The 16,191-nt window shown below is 69.3% G+C and carries 15 protein-coding genes; all 15 read left to right on the top strand.

Going from position 1 to position 16,191, the window contains the following annotated elements; all coding sequences use genetic code 11:
* Window positions 1-42: 42 nt before the first annotated feature.
* Window positions 43-1,896 carry a S8 family peptidase gene (locus M2421_RS12245; RefSeq protein WP_259207018.1) on the top strand — a complete coding sequence of 618 codons (1,854 nt, stop codon included), beginning with the start codon at window positions 43-45 and terminating at the stop codon, window positions 1,894-1,896.
* Between the two features lie 373 nt (window positions 1,897-2,269).
* Entirely contained in the window at window positions 2,270-3,997 is a 1,728-nt protein-coding gene (gene gspE, locus M2421_RS12240; protein ID WP_259207015.1) for a type II secretion system ATPase GspE, read from the top strand.
* Window positions 3,998-4,034: 37 nt separating this feature from the next.
* Window positions 4,035-5,255, top strand: coding sequence for a type II secretion system F family protein (locus M2421_RS12235; RefSeq protein ID WP_259207014.1), 1,221 nt, complete (start codon window positions 4,035-4,037; stop codon window positions 5,253-5,255).
* 40 nt (window positions 5,256-5,295) lie between these two features.
* Window positions 5,296-5,724 (top strand): type II secretion system major pseudopilin GspG, encoded by a 429-nt coding sequence (gene gspG / locus M2421_RS12230; RefSeq protein ID WP_259207012.1) that lies wholly within the window; start codon window positions 5,296-5,298, stop codon window positions 5,722-5,724.
* Between the two features lie 93 nt (window positions 5,725-5,817).
* A complete protein-coding gene (locus M2421_RS12225; protein WP_259207411.1) occupies window positions 5,818-6,237 on the top strand; it encodes a GspH/FimT family pseudopilin in 420 nt (139 codons plus the stop codon).
* Complete coding sequence (locus tag M2421_RS12220) at window positions 6,234-6,650, top strand: prepilin-type N-terminal cleavage/methylation domain-containing protein (RefSeq protein ID WP_259207010.1); 417 nt, start codon at window positions 6,234-6,236, stop codon at window positions 6,648-6,650. The genes M2421_RS12225 and M2421_RS12220 overlap by 4 nt, the downstream gene beginning before the upstream one ends.
* Window positions 6,647-7,288 (top strand): prepilin-type N-terminal cleavage/methylation domain-containing protein, encoded by a 642-nt coding sequence (locus tag M2421_RS12215; protein ID WP_259207008.1) that lies wholly within the window; start codon window positions 6,647-6,649, stop codon window positions 7,286-7,288. Before M2421_RS12220 ends, M2421_RS12215 begins: the two co-directional genes overlap by 4 nt.
* Entirely contained in the window at window positions 7,285-8,148 is an 864-nt protein-coding gene (locus tag M2421_RS12210; protein ID WP_259207006.1) for a general secretion pathway protein GspK, read from the top strand. Before M2421_RS12215 ends, M2421_RS12210 begins: the two co-directional genes overlap by 4 nt.
* The gene (locus M2421_RS12205; protein WP_259207004.1) at window positions 8,145-9,314 is read left to right on the top strand and encodes a PilN domain-containing protein; all 1,170 of its coding nucleotides are present in this window, start codon (window positions 8,145-8,147) and stop codon (window positions 9,312-9,314) included. Before M2421_RS12210 ends, M2421_RS12205 begins: the two co-directional genes overlap by 4 nt.
* Window positions 9,289-10,110 (top strand): type II secretion system protein GspM, encoded by an 822-nt coding sequence (gspM, locus tag M2421_RS12200; protein WP_259207003.1) that lies wholly within the window; start codon window positions 9,289-9,291, stop codon window positions 10,108-10,110. The genes M2421_RS12205 and gspM overlap by 26 nt, the downstream gene beginning before the upstream one ends.
* Window positions 10,100-10,891: a general secretion pathway protein GspN gene (locus tag M2421_RS12195; RefSeq protein WP_259207000.1), complete on the top strand. Its 792-nt coding sequence runs from the start codon at window positions 10,100-10,102 to the stop codon at window positions 10,889-10,891. Before gspM ends, M2421_RS12195 begins: the two co-directional genes overlap by 11 nt.
* A gap of 10 nt (window positions 10,892-10,901) precedes the next feature.
* Entirely contained in the window at window positions 10,902-13,112 is a 2,211-nt protein-coding gene (gene gspD / locus M2421_RS12190; protein ID WP_259206998.1) for a type II secretion system secretin GspD, read from the top strand.
* A gap of 100 nt (window positions 13,113-13,212) precedes the next feature.
* Window positions 13,213-14,070, top strand: coding sequence for a glycosyltransferase (locus M2421_RS12185; RefSeq protein WP_259206995.1), 858 nt, complete (start codon window positions 13,213-13,215; stop codon window positions 14,068-14,070).
* The gene (locus tag M2421_RS12180) at window positions 14,067-14,903 is read left to right on the top strand and encodes a glycosyltransferase (protein WP_259206993.1); all 837 of its coding nucleotides are present in this window, start codon (window positions 14,067-14,069) and stop codon (window positions 14,901-14,903) included. Before M2421_RS12185 ends, M2421_RS12180 begins: the two co-directional genes overlap by 4 nt.
* Before the next feature lie 47 nt (window positions 14,904-14,950).
* Entirely contained in the window at window positions 14,951-16,126 is a 1,176-nt protein-coding gene (pncB, locus tag M2421_RS12175; RefSeq protein ID WP_259206991.1) for a nicotinate phosphoribosyltransferase, read from the top strand.
* The last annotated feature ends 65 nt before the right edge of the window (window positions 16,127-16,191 follow it).

Here is a 16,191-nt window from a genome sequence, read left to right as displayed (position 1 = left end):
CTGAACAGTCGTTTGATCCATGACCTTGAAGAGGATTTCAACGTGACCAGTAAGCAGAACCTTCACATCAACGTGCTGGCAGCCGCGATGCTGTCGATCTCCGCCGGTTCGGCGTTCGCCGCCAGCCCGCGTACCGAGGAACCGCAGCGTCCGGCAACCGCCGCGCAGCAGACCAGCAACGGCATCATCGTCAAGTACCGTACCGGCACCGCCGCCGCGTCGGACCGTTCGGCGAAGCTGGCGGTGGTCAATTCGGCCCTGTCGCGCGCCAGCCTCAACGGTGGCACCGCGCGCGCCGGTGCGCTCAGCCCGCAGGTGGTGCGCAAGCTCGGTATCGGCGCGGACCTGATCCGCCTGCAGAGCCGCCTGGGCGATGCGGAACTGCAGAAGGTGCTGGCCGAGCTGAAGGCCGATCCGGCCGTGGAATACGCGGTGGTCAATGCGCGCATGCAGCGCGCCGACCTGCGCGCCAAGCCGACCGAGACCAAGCAGCTGGTTCCCAACGATCCGTACTACGCGCAGTACCAGTGGCACTTCAGCGGCGCCACCGGCGGCATCAACGCGCCGTCGGCGTGGGATGTCTCGCAGGGCGAGGGCGTGGTGGTGGCGGTGATCGATACCGGCATCCTGCCCGACCATGAGGACTTCAGCGGCAACCTGCTGCAGGGCTACGATTTCATCAGCGATGCGGAGACCTCGCGGCGTCCGACCGACGCCCGCGTGCCGGGTGCGCTGGACTACGGCGACTGGGTGGAAAATGACAACGAGTGCTACACCGGCTCGCTGGCCGAAGACAGCTCCTGGCACGGCACGCACGTGGCCGGTACGGTAGCCGAGGCGACCAACAACGGCGTCGGCATGGCCGGCGTGGCGTACAAGGCCAAGGTGCTGCCGGTGCGCGTGCTGGGCAAGTGCGGCGGCAGCCTGGCCGATATCGCCGACGCGATTACCTGGGCCTCGGGTGGCACGGTGGCGGGGATTCCGGCCAACGCCAATCCGGCCGAGATCATCAACATGAGCCTGGGCGGTAGCGGCGCCTGCGATCCGGTCTACCAGGCCGCGATCAACGGTGCGGTGTCGCGCGGCACGCTGGTGGTGGTGGCTGCGGGCAACGCCGGTGGCAATGTCTCCAACGCGCGTCCGGCCAACTGCAACAACGTGGTGGCGGTGGGCGCGACGCGCATCACCGGCGGGATCACGTACTACTCCAACTACGGCGCGGCGGTGGATCTGTCGGCCCCGGGTGGCGGTGGCAGCGTCGATGGCAATCCGGGTGGCTACATCTGGCAGGCGATCTCCAGCAGCACCACCTCGCCCGAGCTGGGCACCTCCGATTACGGCGGCAAGGGCGGTACGTCGATGTCGTCCCCGCACGTGGCCGCGGTGGCCGCGCTGGTGCAGAGCGCCCGCATCGCCAACAACCGCGACGCGTTCACGCCGGCCGAGCTGGAAGCGCTGTTGAAGTCGACGGCACGCAAGTTCCCGGTGACCATCCCGGCGGCGACGCCGATCGGGACCGGTATCGTCGACGCCAAGGCCGCGCTGGCCAAGGCGCTGGAAGAAGAATGCACCGAGAACTGCGGCCCGACCGCGATTCCGCTGACCAACAAGGTGGCGGTGGGCGGGCTGAGCGGGGCCGGCGGCAGCGAAGTGCTGTACAGCTTCGAGGCGCAGGCGGGCAAGGTGCTGAGCCTGCTGACCTACGGCGGCAGCGGCAATGTGTCGGTGTACGTGAGCCAGGGCAAGGAACCGACGGCGACGGTGTTCGACGCCAAGTCGGCCCGTCCGGGCAACAGTGAAACCGTGCGCTTCACCGCGCCGGTGGCGGGCACGTACTACATCAAGCTGGTCGGCGAGTCCGCATTCAGCGGTGTGAGCCTGATCGCGAACCAGTAACAGCGTGTGTGGTTTGCGGGCGTCCGTCTTTGTGACGGGCGCCCGCTTTTTGTTTGGGGGTTTCGTTTGAGCGAGGCCCGCTGACCTGACCCCGGCGCTGCATCCCGGATGCCGGCGTTGCCCATCCGGCGCCCGCGCGTCGAACACGACGTGCAGCGGCCAGGCAAAGGGCTGCGCCTGCTGTGGGTCGCGGTGTAGCCGCCCACGCCCGTGGCAGGTCGAATATTCGCGGCCGTTGATTGCTCCTTGTCCCCGCATACGGGATCAATCGTTGTCGCCAGGTGAGCATTCCATCCTTTTCATCGATGCGCCTCCAAAGCGGTGCAGGGCGGCGATGAACTGCTAAAGTCGCGGGGTCGCCAGGAGAGCTTCTGTGAACGCGGTTGCCCACGATCCCATTGCAGATTCCAGCGCGGAAAGCCGCATCGTCGAGGCGTTGCTGCGCAGCGGGCGCCTGAAGGACGGCGACCTCGCGCGGGCGCGGCCGCTGCACCGCGAAGCCGGTGGCAGCCTGTTGCAGTTGCTGGTGCGGTTGGGGCTGGTGTCCGAGCGTGACCACGCGCAGACCAGTGCCGACGTGCTGGGGCTGCCCTTGCTGGAGGCGCGTGCGGTGCCCGAGGTGGCGCCGGAGTCGCTGCTCGACGCGCTGCCGCTGTCGCTGCGCTTCCTCAAGCAGTTCCATGTCTGCCCGCTGGCCTTGCGCGATGGCGTCATGGAACTGTGGTTGAGCGATCCGCAGGATCCCTATGCGGCCGATGCAGTGCAGTTGGCGATGGGCGTGCCGGTGCGGCTGCAGGTGGGCCTGCGCTCGGAGATCGATGACCTCATCGAGCGTTGGTACGGGCAGGGCCGCAGCGCGATGGGCGCGATCGTGGAGACCGCCGATGGCGAGGGCGCGGTGGTCGATGATATCGAGCACCTGCGCGACCTGGCGTCCGAAGCACCGGTGATCCGGCTGGTCAATCTGGTCATCCAGCGCGCCTTCGAACTGCGGGCATCGGATATCCATATCGAGCCCTTCGAGAATCGCCTGAAGGTGCGCTATCGGGTGGACGGCGTGTTGATCGAAGGCGAGAGCCCGCCGGCCAACCTGACCGCCGCGGTGATCAGCCGCATCAAGATCATGGCCCGGCTCAACATCGCCGAGCGTCGCCTGCCGCAGGACGGGCGCATCATGCTGCGCGTGCAGGGCAAGGAGCTGGACCTGCGCGTGAGCACGGTGCCGACCGCGCACGGTGAGAGCGTGGTGATGCGCCTGCTCGATCGCGACACGGTGGTGTTCGATTTCCATCGGCTCGGGTTCACCGATGCGTTCCTGCCGCAGTTCCGCAAGGTGTTGGAACAGCCGCACGGGATCCTGCTGGTGACCGGACCCACCGGGTCGGGCAAGACCACCACGCTGTATACCGCGCTGAGCCAGCTCAACACCGCCGACGTGAAGATCATCACCGTCGAGGACCCCATCGAGTACCAGATCGAGGGCATCAACCAGATCCAGGCCAAGCCGCAGATCGGGCTGGACTTCGCGCATGCGTTGCGCAGCATCGTGCGCCAGGACCCGGACATCATCATGATCGGCGAAATGCGTGACCTGGAAACCGCGCGCATCGCGATCCAGTCCGCGCTCACCGGCCATCTGGTGCTGTCCACGCTGCATACCAACAACGCGGCCGGCGGCATCACCCGCCTGCTCGACATGGGCGTGGAGGACTACCTGCTTACCTCCACCATCAACGGCATCCTCGCCCAGCGCCTGGTGCGCCGGCTGGAGCCGCAGCACGCGCAGCGCTACGCCGCCTCGCCCGAGCAGATCGAGAAGTTCGACCTGCGCCGGCTGCAGCCGGAGGGCGATATCTTCCTGTATCGCGCACAGCCCTCGGCGATCGCGCCCACCGGCTACCTGGGCCGCACCACCATCATGGAATTCCTGGTGATGAACGACGCGCTGCGCGGGGCGGTGATGCGCCGCGCCGGGATGGGCGAGATCGAGCGGATCGCGCGCGAGGCCGGCATGCGCACCATGTACGAGGACGGCCTGTCCAAGGCGTTGCTTGGCCACACCACCATCGAGGAAGTGCTGCGCGTGACGGAGGAATCCTGATGCACGCACGCGTCCGCCGGCCGGCAGGCCACTGAGCATGGCGCAGTACCGCTACAAGGCGCTCAATGCCCATGGCGAGCTGTTCGACGGCCAGATGGAGGCCGCCAGCGAAGCCGAGGTGGCCGCGCGCCTGCAGGACCAGGGCCACCTGCCGATGGAAGCGCGACTGGCCAGCGAGGGCGTGGCCACCACCACCTCCTGGGCTTCGCTGCTGCGGCGCAAGCCGTTCGACGGCGCCGCGCTGGTCCAGTTCACCCAGCAGCTGGCGACCCTGCTCGGTGCCGGGCAGCCGCTGGACCGCGCGCTGACCATCCTGCTGGAACTGCCGGAAGACGAGCGCAGCCGCCGGGTGATCACCGAGATCCGCGACGTGGTGCGGGGTGGCGCGTCGCTGTCGACCGCGCTGGAACGCCAGCATGGCCTATTCTCGCGGCTGTACATCAACATGGTGCGTGCCGGTGAAGCCGGTGGCAGCCTGCACGACACGCTGCAGCGCCTGTCTGATTACCTGGAACGCAGCGCCGAACTGAAGGGCCGGGTGATCAATGCGCTGATCTATCCGGCGATCCTGCTGGCGGTGGTCGGCGGGGCGCTGTTGTTCCTGCTGGGCTACGTGGTGCCGCAGTTCGCGCTGATGTACGAAAGCCTGGACGTGGCGCTGCCGTGGTTCACCCAATGGGTGCTGGCGGCCGGCCTGGTGGTGCGCGAAGGCTGGCTGGCGATGATCGTGGTGCCCGCGCTGGCGCTGCTGGTGATCGAGCGCAAGCTGCGGCAACCCGCGTTCCGGCTGGCGATGGATGGCTGGCTGCTGCAGCGCAAGGGCATCGGCCCGCTGCTGGCCAAGCTGGAAACCGCGCGCCTGGCGCGCACGCTGGGCACGTTGCTGCGCAATGGCGTGCCGCTGCTGGCCGGGCTGGGCATCGCGCGCAACGTGCTGGGCAACCGCGCGCTGGCCGACGACGTGGACGCCGCCAGCGACGAGGTCAAGAACGGCAGTGGCCTGTCGCTGGCGCTGGCCCGCGGCAAGCGCTTCCCGCGGCTGGCGCTGCAGATGATCCAGGTCGGCGAGGAATCCGGCGCGCTGGATACGATGCTGCTCAAGACCGCCGACACGTTTGAACAGGAAAGCGCACGCGCGATCGACCGGCTGCTGTCGGCGATGGTGCCGGTGATCACCCTGGTGCTGGCCTCGGTGGTCGGCCTGGTGATCGTGGCCGTGCTGGTGCCGCTGTACGACCTCACCAACGCCATCGGCTGACGATGGCGCTGCCCCTGACATCCCGCAAGGAGCCTGCCGCATGCAACGCCGCCTGACCCGTTTTTCCTCGCCTCGCCACCAGTCGGGTATGAGCCTGCTGGAAATCATCATCGTCATCGTGCTGATCGGTGCGGTGCTCACCCTGGTCGGCAGCCGCGTGCTCGGTGGTGCCGATCGCGGCAAGGCCAACATCGCCAAGGCCCAGGTGCAGACCGTGGCCGGCAAGGTCGAAAACTTCCAGCTGGATACCGGCAAGCTGCCCACCAAGCTGGACGACCTGGTCACCCAGCCCGGGGGCAGCACTGGCTGGCTGGGGCCGTACGCCAAGCCGGCCGACCTCAACGATCCGTGGGGCCACCCGCTGGAATACCGCGCGCCCGGCGAAGGCCAGCCGTTCGACCTGATCAGCCTGGGCAAGGATGGCAAGGTGGGTGGCAGCAGCTACGACGCCGACATCCGTTACGAGTAAGCCTGCTTGCCGGTCGCCGCCCTGCATCGCTGCGCGTTGCCCCGTTGCCTGCCGCGCCCCGCGCGTGGCGCAGCCGGGCTGTCGTTGCTGGAGATGCTGCTGGTGGTGGCGCTGATCGCCATCGTCGGGGTGGTCACCGCCACGGCGATGAACGGCGGCATCGACGGCATGCGCCTGCGCAACGCGGGCAAGGAGCTGGCCACGCAGTTGCGTTACACGCGCACCCAGGCCATCGCCAGCGGCGAACGGCAGCGCTTCGTGATCGATCCGCAGGCGCGCACCTGGCAGGGGGCCAGCGGTCGCCACGGCACGCTGCCCGAGTCGCTGGAGGTGCGCTTCCGCGGTGCGCGTGAAGTGGCTGCCGCCGCCGGCCAGGGCGCCATCGCGTTCTATCCCGATGGGGCCTCCAGTGGCGGCAGCATCGAGTTGCAGGTGCGCGAGGCGGTGTGGCGGATCGACGTGGGCTGGATCACCGGTGAAGTGCGCTCGGGCCAGCCACGGGAGCGCCGATGAAGCGTCAACGCGGTTACTCGCTGCTGGAGGTGATCGTTGCCTTCGCGCTGCTGGCGCTGGCGCTGACCCTGCTGCTGGGCAGTCTGTCCGGTGCCTCGCGGCAGGTCAGGCAAGCCGACCTGCGCAGCCGCGCGGTGCTGCACGCACAGTCGTTGCTGGCCGTGACCGGTGTCGAGGCGCCGCTGCAGACCGGCGAGCGCAGCGGGCAATGGGACGCGGGCCGCTACCGCTGGCACCTGCAGGTGGCGCCCTACGTGGATCCGCGCGGCGGCGCGTTGAACGCCGCCGAGCCGGTCTCCGGCCCGGTGCTGGCGCAGCTCAGCCTGGACGTGCGTTGGGGCGACGGCGCGGGTGAACAGCTGCAGTGGCGCAGCCTGCGCCTGCTGCCGGCCACACCCGGGGCCCCGCGATGACTCGCATCGGCCTGCGCGGCGCGCGTGGTTTCACCCTGATCGAGGTGCTGCTGGCCACCGCGTTGCTGGTTGGCGGCCTGGCCCTGGCGTTCGCCACGGTGCGCTCGGCGATGGCGATCAGCCAGCGCGGCGAACGCATGGTGGCGCAGAACGAGCGCATGCGCGCGGTCGAAGGCTTCCTGCGCCGGCGCCTGTCGATGGCCATGCTCACCGCCACCACACCGCCCGATCCCACCCGTGAGCCGGTGTACTTCCAGGGGCAGGCGCAGAGCATGCTGTTCGTGTCCGACCTGCCCGGTTATCTGGGCCGTGGCGGCCCGTACGTGCACGACCTGCAGGTGCGCGGCAGCGACGGGGCGCAGCGCCTGGAGCTGGCATTGACCCTGGTACAGAACGGCGAACGCATCGAGGAAAACCCGGTGCGTCCGCCGGAAGTGCTGGCCGATGGACTGCGCGAGGTCCGCTTCCGCTATCGCGGTATCGACCCACGCAACGGCGAACTTGGCGATTGGCAGGACACCTGGGAGGACACCCGTCGCCTGCCCAGCCTGGTCTCGATCACCGTCACCCCGCAGCAGGGGCAGGCATGGCCGCCAATGGTGGCCGCGTTGCCGCAACAACGCGGGGCGCGCCCATGACCCGGGCCCGTGGTGCGGCGCTGGTGCTGGTGCTGTGGCTGATCGCGCTGCTGACCGCCGTGGTGGGCGCGTTCGCGCTCAGTGCGCGCGTGGAGCACCTGCAGGAACGGGTGGTCGGCGACGATGCGATCGGCCAGGAGCATGCGCGCGCCGGGTTGGAGTACGCGCTCTACCGCCTGCAGCCCACCGCCACCCGGCCGGCGTGGGTGGCCGACGGGCGCCGCTATCGCTGGCAGTTCGACCAGCGCCGGATCGACCTGCGCATCGTCGACGAGAACGGCAAGATCAACCTCAACCTGGCCGATGCCGCCCTGCTGGAGGCCTTCCTGCGGGCGATGGGCGTGGAAACCGGGCGTGCGCGGCAACTGGCCGGTGCGATCGTGGACTGGCGCGACGCCGACAGCCTCAAGCAGCCGGTCGGGGGCGCGGAATTGCCGCAGTATGTCGCGGCCGGCCTGCCCTACGGGCCCCGCAACAACCGTTTCGAGACCCTGGGCGAGCTGCAGCGCGTGCTGGGCATGGATGCAGCGTTGTATGAACAACTCGCGCCGATGCTGACCCTGTACAGTCGGCAGTCGCGTCCGGATCCGCGCTTCGCCGCCGGCCCGGTGCTCACCGCGCTGGGCCTGGATGCGAACCAGCTGCTGGCCCAGCGTGAGCAGTCCCAAGGCGACGAAGAGCAGAAAGTGGGCGGTGCGACGCTTGCCAGTGGCAGCGGCACCTATAGTATCGAGAGCCGCGCAATGGATGACCGCGGCCGGGTGTCGGTCCTGCAGGGCGTGGTGCGCATGGGGGCGTCGGGCACGCCGGGAACGACTTACACAGTACTTCGTTGGGAACAGGGAATGGCAGCACGATGACGGCATGGCGGGACAGTCTGGTGCGGGCGCAGGGGCAGGTGGCGCCGGGCGTGGGCAAAGGCCTGCGCTGGTGGCGGCGTTCGCTGCTGGCGTGGCTGCCCGAGCGCTGGCAATGGGCGCTGGGCTGGTCGCGCGCGCGGTTGCTGCTGCACCGGCAGGGCGAGCAGTTGGTCGTGCAGCGCGATATCGGGCTGCACCGCGACACCCTGCTGGAACTGCCCTGGCCGCAGACGCCGGCCACGCTGGAACAACGCCTGGACGCCCGCCTGCGCACGCTGCCGCGGCATTGGCTGTTGCCGGCCACCGCGGCGTTGCGCCGGCCGATGCGCCTGCCTGCCGCCGCCGCCGCGCGCCTGCGCGACGTGGTCGGCTTCGAGATCGATCGACAGACCCCGTTCGAACCGGCGCAGGTGAGTTTCGATGTGCGTGAGCTCGGCACACGCGATGATGGCCAGCTGCAGGTCGAGCTGGTGGTCATCCCGCGCCTGGCGCTGGAGCAGTGGGCCGGGCAGGTGGGGCCGTGGGCGCAGGCACTGGCCGGGATCGACGTCGCCGATGCGGAGGGCCAGCCGCTGGGCGTGAACCTGCTGCCGCTCGAGCAGCGCCAGACCCTGCGCGATCCGATGCGGCGCTGGAACCTGCTCATGGCCGCAGCCACCCTGGTGGTGCTGGCGCTGGCCGGGCAGCAGATCCTCGACAACCGCCAGGCCGCGGCCGATGTGCTGCGCGAGCAGGTCAATGCGGCCGCGCGCGATGCGCGCCAGGTCGCGGCCGAACGCCAGCAGTTGCAGACCCTGGTCGAAGGCGCGGCATTCCTGGAACAGAAGCGCACGGCGCATGCCAGCACCGTGGAACTGTGGAATGAACTGACCCGGCTGCTGCCCGATGGCACCTACCTGGAGAAGTTGTCGGTGGAGGGGGACTCGCTGCAGCTGATCGGGCTCAGCCGCGAAGCCTCGCAACTGGTGCCGCTGCTGCAGGATTCGCCGCTGTGGCGCAAGGTCAACCTGACCGGCGTACTGCAGGCCGATGGCGGCGCCGCCGGGCGCGATCGCTTCACTCTCACCGCCGAACTGCAGCCCTTGCCGGGCGCGGTTGCCGCCAGCGCGCCTGCCGCCACCACCACTGCGGAGGGTGCCGATGGCCATGCCAACGACACGCCGTGACCGCTGGCTGGCGCTGGCACTGCTGGTGGCGGTGATCGCGCTGGCGTACCTGCTGCTGGTGCACCCGTGGTTCACCCGTCCGCTGCTGGCGATCAATGCCGAGATCAGCGAACTGCAGGAGCGCGGCCAGCGCGTGCAGGCGCAGTTGCAGCAGCGGGTGCCGGTGGCACGCGGCCTGCAGCAGGCCCAGGCCGCCCTGGCCGGGCGCCCGGGCTTCCTGCGCGAGGCCACGGCCGAGTCGGCCGCCGCCGCGTTGTCGTCGCGCCTGCAGGATGCGGTCGCCTCGGCCAGCCCCGGCAACCGCAGCTGCACGATCAGCAACCGCTCGCCGTTGCAGGACACCGGCGGCGGCGACAACGCCTTCCCCAGGATCGCCCTGCAGGTGCGCCTGCGTTGTGGGATTCCGGAGATGGCCGCGGTGCTGCACACGCTGGAGACCGGCAGCCCGCGCTTGTTCATCAACAACCTCAACCTGCTCGCGCAGCGCTTCCAGCAGTCGCCCAATGAAACCGGGACCGGGCTGGATGTGTCCTTCGAGCTGGTGGGCTACCTCAAACCCGATGCGTTGGCCGACGCGCCAGCAGGCGCGTCAGCCGCCGGCGCGCCGCTCGCCCCGCCGCCCGTGGGCCTGTCCGGCGGTGCCGGGTTGAGTCCCGCGCCGGCGATGGCGGTGCCGACCGGCCCGCAGGCCGCTGCCGACGTGCCTTCGGACGGGGCCGACGCGGCGGCCGCAGCCGCTGCCGACGCCACCGACCGCGCATCCGACGGCCCGGAGGAGGACGCCCATGAAGATTGAGCTGGCCTCCCTGCGCAGCTGGTGGCTGGCCACGGCACTGCTGTGGGCCGCGGCGATCTGGGTGGCCGGCCTGTTTGGCCTGGGCGGCCGCATCCCCGCCGCCGCCGAGGGCGATCGCACGGCGTCGCCGCTGCCGGTCCTGCCGGCGGCCGCACCCGAGCGCCTTGCCTCGGCCGAGGCTTACGCGCAGATCGGCGCGCGCCCGCTGTTCGCCGAAGACCGCAAGCCGCGCCCCTATCTGCTCGGTGGCAGCGAACCGGGCGCCTCCAGCGCGGTCAGCCTGACCGGCGTGCTGCTCACCAGCGAGTTCAGCATGGCCATCCTCACCACCGACCAGAAGCAGTCGCTGCGCCTGCGCCTCAATGGCGAGCCGGTCAACGGCTGGCAGTTGCTCGCACTGGAGCCACGCAGCGCCACGGTCAGTGGCCCCGGCGGGACCCAGACGCTGGAACTGAGCGTGTTCAACGGTCAGGGCGGGGAGCCCCCGACGGTGCTCGGCAATCCGGTCAATGGTGCGGTGCCGCCGGCCGGCGCCGGGGTCACGGCGCCACCGCCCATGGCACCCCCTGCGCGCCCGGTCCAGGCCGCCAATCCCTCGGTGCCGGCGCCTGCGCCGGCCACTCCACCGGCCACGCAGACGCAGACGCCGTCGGCACAAGGCCCCAGCGATGCGCAGATGCAAGCCATCCGTGCGCGTATCCAGGCGCGCCGCCAGCAGCTGCAGCAACAACAACAACAGTCGCAGCGGCCGCCCACGGGCGGCTCCGGCCAGAACAACTAGAGTGCAAAGCATGACACTGCGTCTTTTCTCCCCGCGTCATTTCTGCCTGTCTCTCGCCCTGGTCCTGCTCGCCGGGTGTGCCTCGGTGCCCGCACCGGACGTCCGTCGCAACGCCGTGCTCGACGGCAGCCACCAGGTCGTGGCCGGCGACGGCTCGCGCGACGGCATCGACGCCCAGCCGCTGGACACCGCCGGCGCGCCGCAGGCGGTCATCCGTCGCGGTACCGGCACCATGATCAACCGCAGCGCCGCGGCCGCCGCCGCACCTGCGCTGTCCCAGGCCGGCAACGGCACCGCCACCTTCAATTTCGAAGGCGAATCGGTGCACGCGGTGGTCAAGGCGATCCTCGGCGACATGCTGGGCCAGAACTACGTCATCGCCCCGGGCGTGCAGGGCACGGTAACCTTGGCCACCCCCAAGCCGGTCTCCTCGGCGCAGGCCCTGAACCTGCTGGAGATGGTGCTGGGCTGGAACAACGCGCGCATGGTCTACAGCGGTGGCCGCTACAACATCGTCGCCGCCGACCAGGCCCTGGCCGGCACCGTCGCCCCGAGCACCGCGCCGGCATCCAGCGCGCGGGGTTTCGAAGTGCGGGTAGTGCCGCTGCAGTACATCTCGGCCACCGAGATGAAGAAGGTGCTCGAGCCGTACGCGCGGCCCAATGCGATCGTCAACGTCGACAGTGGCCGCAACGTGATCACCCTGGGTGGCACGCGCAGCGAGCTGGAAAACTATCTGCGCACCGTGGAGATCTTCGACGTCGACTGGCTGTCGGGCATGTCGGTGGGCGTGTTCCCCATCCAGACCGGCAAGGCCGAGCAGGTTTCGGCCGACCTGGAAAAAGTCTTCGGCGAGCAGAGCAAGACGCCGAGCGCGGGCATGTTCCGCTTCCTGCCGTTGGAGAACGCCAACGCGGTGCTGGTGATCACCCCCCAGGCGCGTTACCTGGACCAGATCCAGCAGTGGCTGGAGCGCATCGACAGCGCCGGCGGCAGTGCGCGCCTGTTCTCCTATGAGCTGCGCTACGTCAAGGCCAAGGACCTCGCCGAGCGCCTGGCCGAGGCCTTCGCCAACGAGAACGGTCGCGGCGGACGGGGCAGCAGCAGTTCGCTGGCCCCGGGTGCGACCCAGATGGAGCTGGGCAGCAACCGCGACAACACCCTCAACAACAGCAGCGTGGGCAATACCGGCTCCAGCACTGGCGGCGGCCTCGGCGATGGCACGATGAACCTGCCGCAGCGCCAGTCCGGCAACGCCAGTTTCAGCCTGGAAGTGAAGGGCGACACCGTGGGCGTGTCGGCGGTGGAAGAGACCAACACCCTGCTGGTGCGTTCCACGCCGCAGGCATGGCGCTCGATCCGCGAGGTGATCGAAAAGCTCGACGTGATGCCGATGCAGGTGCATATCGAGGCGCAGGTGGCCGAGGTGGCGCTGACGGGCGACCTTAGTTATGGCGTCAACTGGTTCTTCGAGCAGGCGGTCAACGCCCCGGCAGAGAGCGGCGGGGCAAATCTGCCCAGCGCGCTGGGTCGCTCGATCTGGGGCAGCACCTCCGGCGTGGTCGGCAGCACCGGCCTGGGCTGGACGTTCCTCGGCAAGAACGCGGCGGCGGTGATCAGCGCACTGGACAAGGTCACCAACCTGCGCCTGCTGCAGACCCCGTCGCTGTTCGTGCGCAACAACGCCGAGGCCACCCTGAACGTCGGCACCAAGATCCCGATCAACTCGGTGTCGGTCAACACCGGCGTCGGTGACAACACCTACAGTCAGGTGCAGTACCTGGACACCGGTGTGATCCTGAAAGTACGTCCGCGCATCACCCGCGATGGCGTGGTGTTCATGGATATCGTGCAGGAAGTCAGCTCCGCCGGTGCCACGCCGACCGGCTGCGATCCGACCAAGACCACCTGCAATCCGCCGATCAACACCCGCAAGATCTCCACCGAGGCGGCAGTGCAGAGCGGCGACACCATCATGCTGGCCGGTCTGATCACCGACTCCGACGAAGATGGTTCCAACGGTGTTCCAGGCTTGGGCAGGATCCCGGTGCTCGGTGCGCTGTTCGGGCGCAAGACCCAGAAGAGTGGCCGCACCGAAGTCATCGTGCTGCTCACTCCGACCATCGTGCGCAACGCCCAGGAATCGCGCAACCTGACCGACGAATACAGCAGCCGCTTCCGCGCGATGGAGCCGTTCCCGAACCACCCGAAGAAGGATTGAGTCCCGGCGACGGTGTCACCGCGGCCAGCGCGCCTGCTACGCTGCGGCCAGGCGGTCATCCTGACCGGCCGCTTCCCGCACGCCGCGCACAGGAGGATCGATGGGGACGATCGTGTTGCTGCCGATCGGGGTCGATGACACCGCCCTCGACCGTTGCCTGGCGGCGCTGGACGCCGGCACCCCGACCGGCACCGCCGCGTGGCTGGCCGATGATGGCCAGGCCGGCCCCCGCGCACAGGCGGTGATCGCGCACTGGTTGCTGCACACCCCGTTGCAGGCCGAGTACACCCGGCGTGCCAGCAGCATCGGCGAGGTGGCCCACCTGGATGAAATGCTGCGTGCCTGCGCCGGCGCCGACGTGGTGGTGCTGGCGCCCGACGCCATCCCCGCGCCGGGCTGGTTGCAGCAGATGGATGCGTGCTTCGCGCGCGATCCTTCGATCGGGTCGGCTACCCCATGGTGCAACGCCGGCGAAACCGCCGCGTGGCCGCGGCTGGGCGAGATCGATCCGGTGCCGGCCGATCTGCCGGCGATGGCGCAGGCCTGCGCGGCGCTGCCGCCGATGCATCCGGAACTGCCCTCGGCGGTGACCCACGCGGTACTGCTGCGCGCCAACGCGCGGCGCAAGGCCGGCGGCCTGGACATGCACAGCTACGGTTCGTGGAATGCCGCGCTGATCGACCTGAGCCTGCGCATGGCCGGGCTGGGCTGGCGCAACGCATTGTGCGAAACCGCCTTCGTCGCCCGTGCCAGCGAAGCGCAGGCGTTCGACGGCGACATGGACGCACTGGGCACGCGCTGGCCGGGCTGGCAGCCGCGGCTGGCGGCGTTCCTGATGGGCGACCCGCTGCTCGGCACGCGCCAGGCGCTGCAGCAACTGCATCGGCAGGCGATAATGCCGCGGTCCCAGGGCGATCTCTTCGCCGCGCCCGCCGCCCCACCGGAGTCACCTGTTTGAGCCTTGCCATCGCCGCGATCATCGTCAGCTACCAGAGTGCCAGCACCCTGGATGGCTGCCTGGCCCGGCTGCGCGCCGCCCGTGGCGTGGTCGAGATCCGGGTGGTCGACAACGGCTCCAGCGACGGCACGCTGGAGATCATGCAGCGCCACGCCAGCGCCGATCCGCGCGTGCGCTTCATCGCCAACCCGGACAACCCCGGCTTCGCCGCCGCCAACAACCAGGGCGCAGCCGACAGCCAGGCGCCGTGGCTGGCCTTCATCAACCCCGACCTGATGGTCGATACCGAGACCCTGGCGCTGCTCTGCGAGCGCGCGATCGGCATCGGCGACTGCCTGCTGGGGGTCGAACAGGTGGACGAACACGGCCAGCCCGACGCGGCGGTGCGCCGGCGCGACCCGGATTTCGGCGCCATGCTGCGCTCGCCGGGGCAGGGCGCGAAGCTGGCCATCCCGCCCGACCCCGCGCAGGCGCTGCAGCCGGTGCCGGCCCTGTCCGGCGCGCTGCTGCTGATGCCGCGGGCGCTGTTCGAGCGGATCGGCGGCTGGGATGCCGGCTACCGCCTGCACGCCGAAGACCTGGACCTGTGCCGCCGGGTGCGCCAGGCCGGCGCGCTGGTGGCCATCGCCAACGATCTGCAGGTGGTGCATGTGCGCGGCGTATCCAGCCGCTCGCGGCCGTTCTTCGTCGAATGGCACAAGCACCGCGGGCTGTGGCGCTACTTCCGCAAGTTCGAGGCGCGCCAGCGCAGCCTGCCGGTGCAGGGCGCGGTGTTCGCCGCGATCTGGGCGCACGCCCTCATGCAGGTCCCGCGCCTGCTCCGCCGGCGCTGAGCACCGGGCGTTGGTCGGTACATCCGGGCAGGCGCATAATCGCGGCCATGATCATCCAGTCCCTGCTCGACACCGACCTGTATAAATTCACCATGATGCAGGCGGTGCTGCACCAGCACCCCGGCGCCCAGGTCCAGTACCGGTTCAAGTGCCGCACCCCCGGCATCGACCTGGCCAGCTACATCGATCAGATCAACGACGAGATCGACCACCTGTGCCGGCTGCGCTTCAGCGCCGACGAGCTCGAGTACATGCGCGGCCTGCGCTTCGTCAAACCGGACTTCGCCGATTTCCTCGGGTTGTTCCACCTGGACCGCAAGTACATCGACCTGCGCCCGTCGGCCACCGTGCCCGGCGAGATCGACCTGGACATCACCGGCCCCTGGCTGCACACGATCCTGTTCGAAGTGCCGCTGCTGGCGATCATCAACGAGGTCTGGTTCCGCAACACCACCACGCCGGACTTCACCGAGGGCGAGCGCCGCCTCCAGGCCAAGACCGCGCTGCTGCGCGATACCCCCGGTTTCGAGCTGTGCCGCATCGCCGACTACGGCAGCCGCCGCCGCTACTCGCGGGAGTGGCACGCCCGCATGCTGCCGATGATGCGCGATGCGCTCGGCGCGCAGTTCGTCGGCACCAGCAACGTGCACTTTGCCCGGCTGTACGGCATGACCCCGCACGGCACCATGGCCCATGAGTACCTGCAGGCGTTCCAGGCGCTGGGCCCGCGCCTGCGCGATTCGCAGGTTGCCGCGCTGGAATCGTGGGCGCGCGAATACCGTGGCGACCTGGGCATCGCGCTGTCGGACGTGGTCGGGCTGGATGCGTTCCTGCGCGATTTCGACATGTATTTCTGCAAGCTGTTCGACGGCGTGCGGCATGACTCCGGTGATCCGTTCGCCTGGGGCGACCGCATGCTGGCGCACTTCAAGGACCGCCGCGTCGATCCGCGCAGCAAGGTGCTGGTGTTCAGCGATGGCTTGAACATTGAGAAGGTGATGCAGCTGTTCGACTACTTCCGCGGGCGCTGCCAGGTCGCGTTCGGGGTGGGCACGCACCTCACCAACGACCTTGGCCCCACGCCGCTCAACATCGTCATCAAGATGGTCCGCTGCAACGGCCAGCCCGTGGCCAAGCTGAGCGATTCGCCCGGCAAGAGCATGTGCGACGACCCCGGTTACCTGGCCTACCTGCGGCAGGTATTCGAACTTTCACCCGGGTGACACGCGCATAAACGCCACAATGGGGTGTAACCCGGGGCATTAAGTGACGCTGAGCGTCACTTATA

Source organism: Stenotrophomonas sp. BIGb0135, assembly GCF_024810105.1.
GTDB classification, from domain to species: Bacteria; Pseudomonadota; Gammaproteobacteria; order Xanthomonadales; family Xanthomonadaceae; genus Stenotrophomonas; species Stenotrophomonas maltophilia_AB.
The sequence above is the reverse complement of the archived record's forward strand: the minus strand, read 5'-3'. Positions and strand labels throughout refer to the sequence as shown.

Excerpts from the sequence above, each read along its gene's own strand:
- gspM (WP_259207003.1), top strand. The coding sequence starts at position 9,289 with ATGGCCATGCCAACGACACGCCGTGACCGCTGGCTGGCGCTGGCACTG.
- M2421_RS12185 (WP_259206995.1), top strand. The coding sequence starts at position 13,213 with ATGGGGACGATCGTGTTGCTGCCGATCGGGGTCGATGACACCGCCCTC.
- M2421_RS12210 (WP_259207006.1), top strand. The coding sequence starts at position 7,285 with ATGACCCGGGCCCGTGGTGCGGCGCTGGTGCTGGTGCTGTGGCTGATC.
- M2421_RS12235 (WP_259207014.1), top strand. The coding sequence starts at position 4,035 with ATGGCGCAGTACCGCTACAAGGCGCTCAATGCCCATGGCGAGCTGTTC.
- M2421_RS12205 (WP_259207004.1), top strand. The coding sequence starts at position 8,145 with ATGACGGCATGGCGGGACAGTCTGGTGCGGGCGCAGGGGCAGGTGGCG.
- M2421_RS12215 (WP_259207008.1), top strand. The coding sequence starts at position 6,647 with ATGACTCGCATCGGCCTGCGCGGCGCGCGTGGTTTCACCCTGATCGAG.
- M2421_RS12195 (WP_259207000.1), top strand. The coding sequence starts at position 10,100 with ATGAAGATTGAGCTGGCCTCCCTGCGCAGCTGGTGGCTGGCCACGGCA.
- gspD (WP_259206998.1), top strand. The coding sequence starts at position 10,902 with ATGACACTGCGTCTTTTCTCCCCGCGTCATTTCTGCCTGTCTCTCGCC.
- gspG (WP_259207012.1), top strand. The coding sequence starts at position 5,296 with ATGCAACGCCGCCTGACCCGTTTTTCCTCGCCTCGCCACCAGTCGGGT.
- pncB (WP_259206991.1), top strand. The coding sequence starts at position 14,951 with ATGATCATCCAGTCCCTGCTCGACACCGACCTGTATAAATTCACCATG.
- M2421_RS12225 (WP_259207411.1), top strand. The coding sequence starts at position 5,818 with ATGCTGCTGGTGGTGGCGCTGATCGCCATCGTCGGGGTGGTCACCGCC.
- M2421_RS12220 (WP_259207010.1), top strand. The coding sequence starts at position 6,234 with ATGAAGCGTCAACGCGGTTACTCGCTGCTGGAGGTGATCGTTGCCTTC.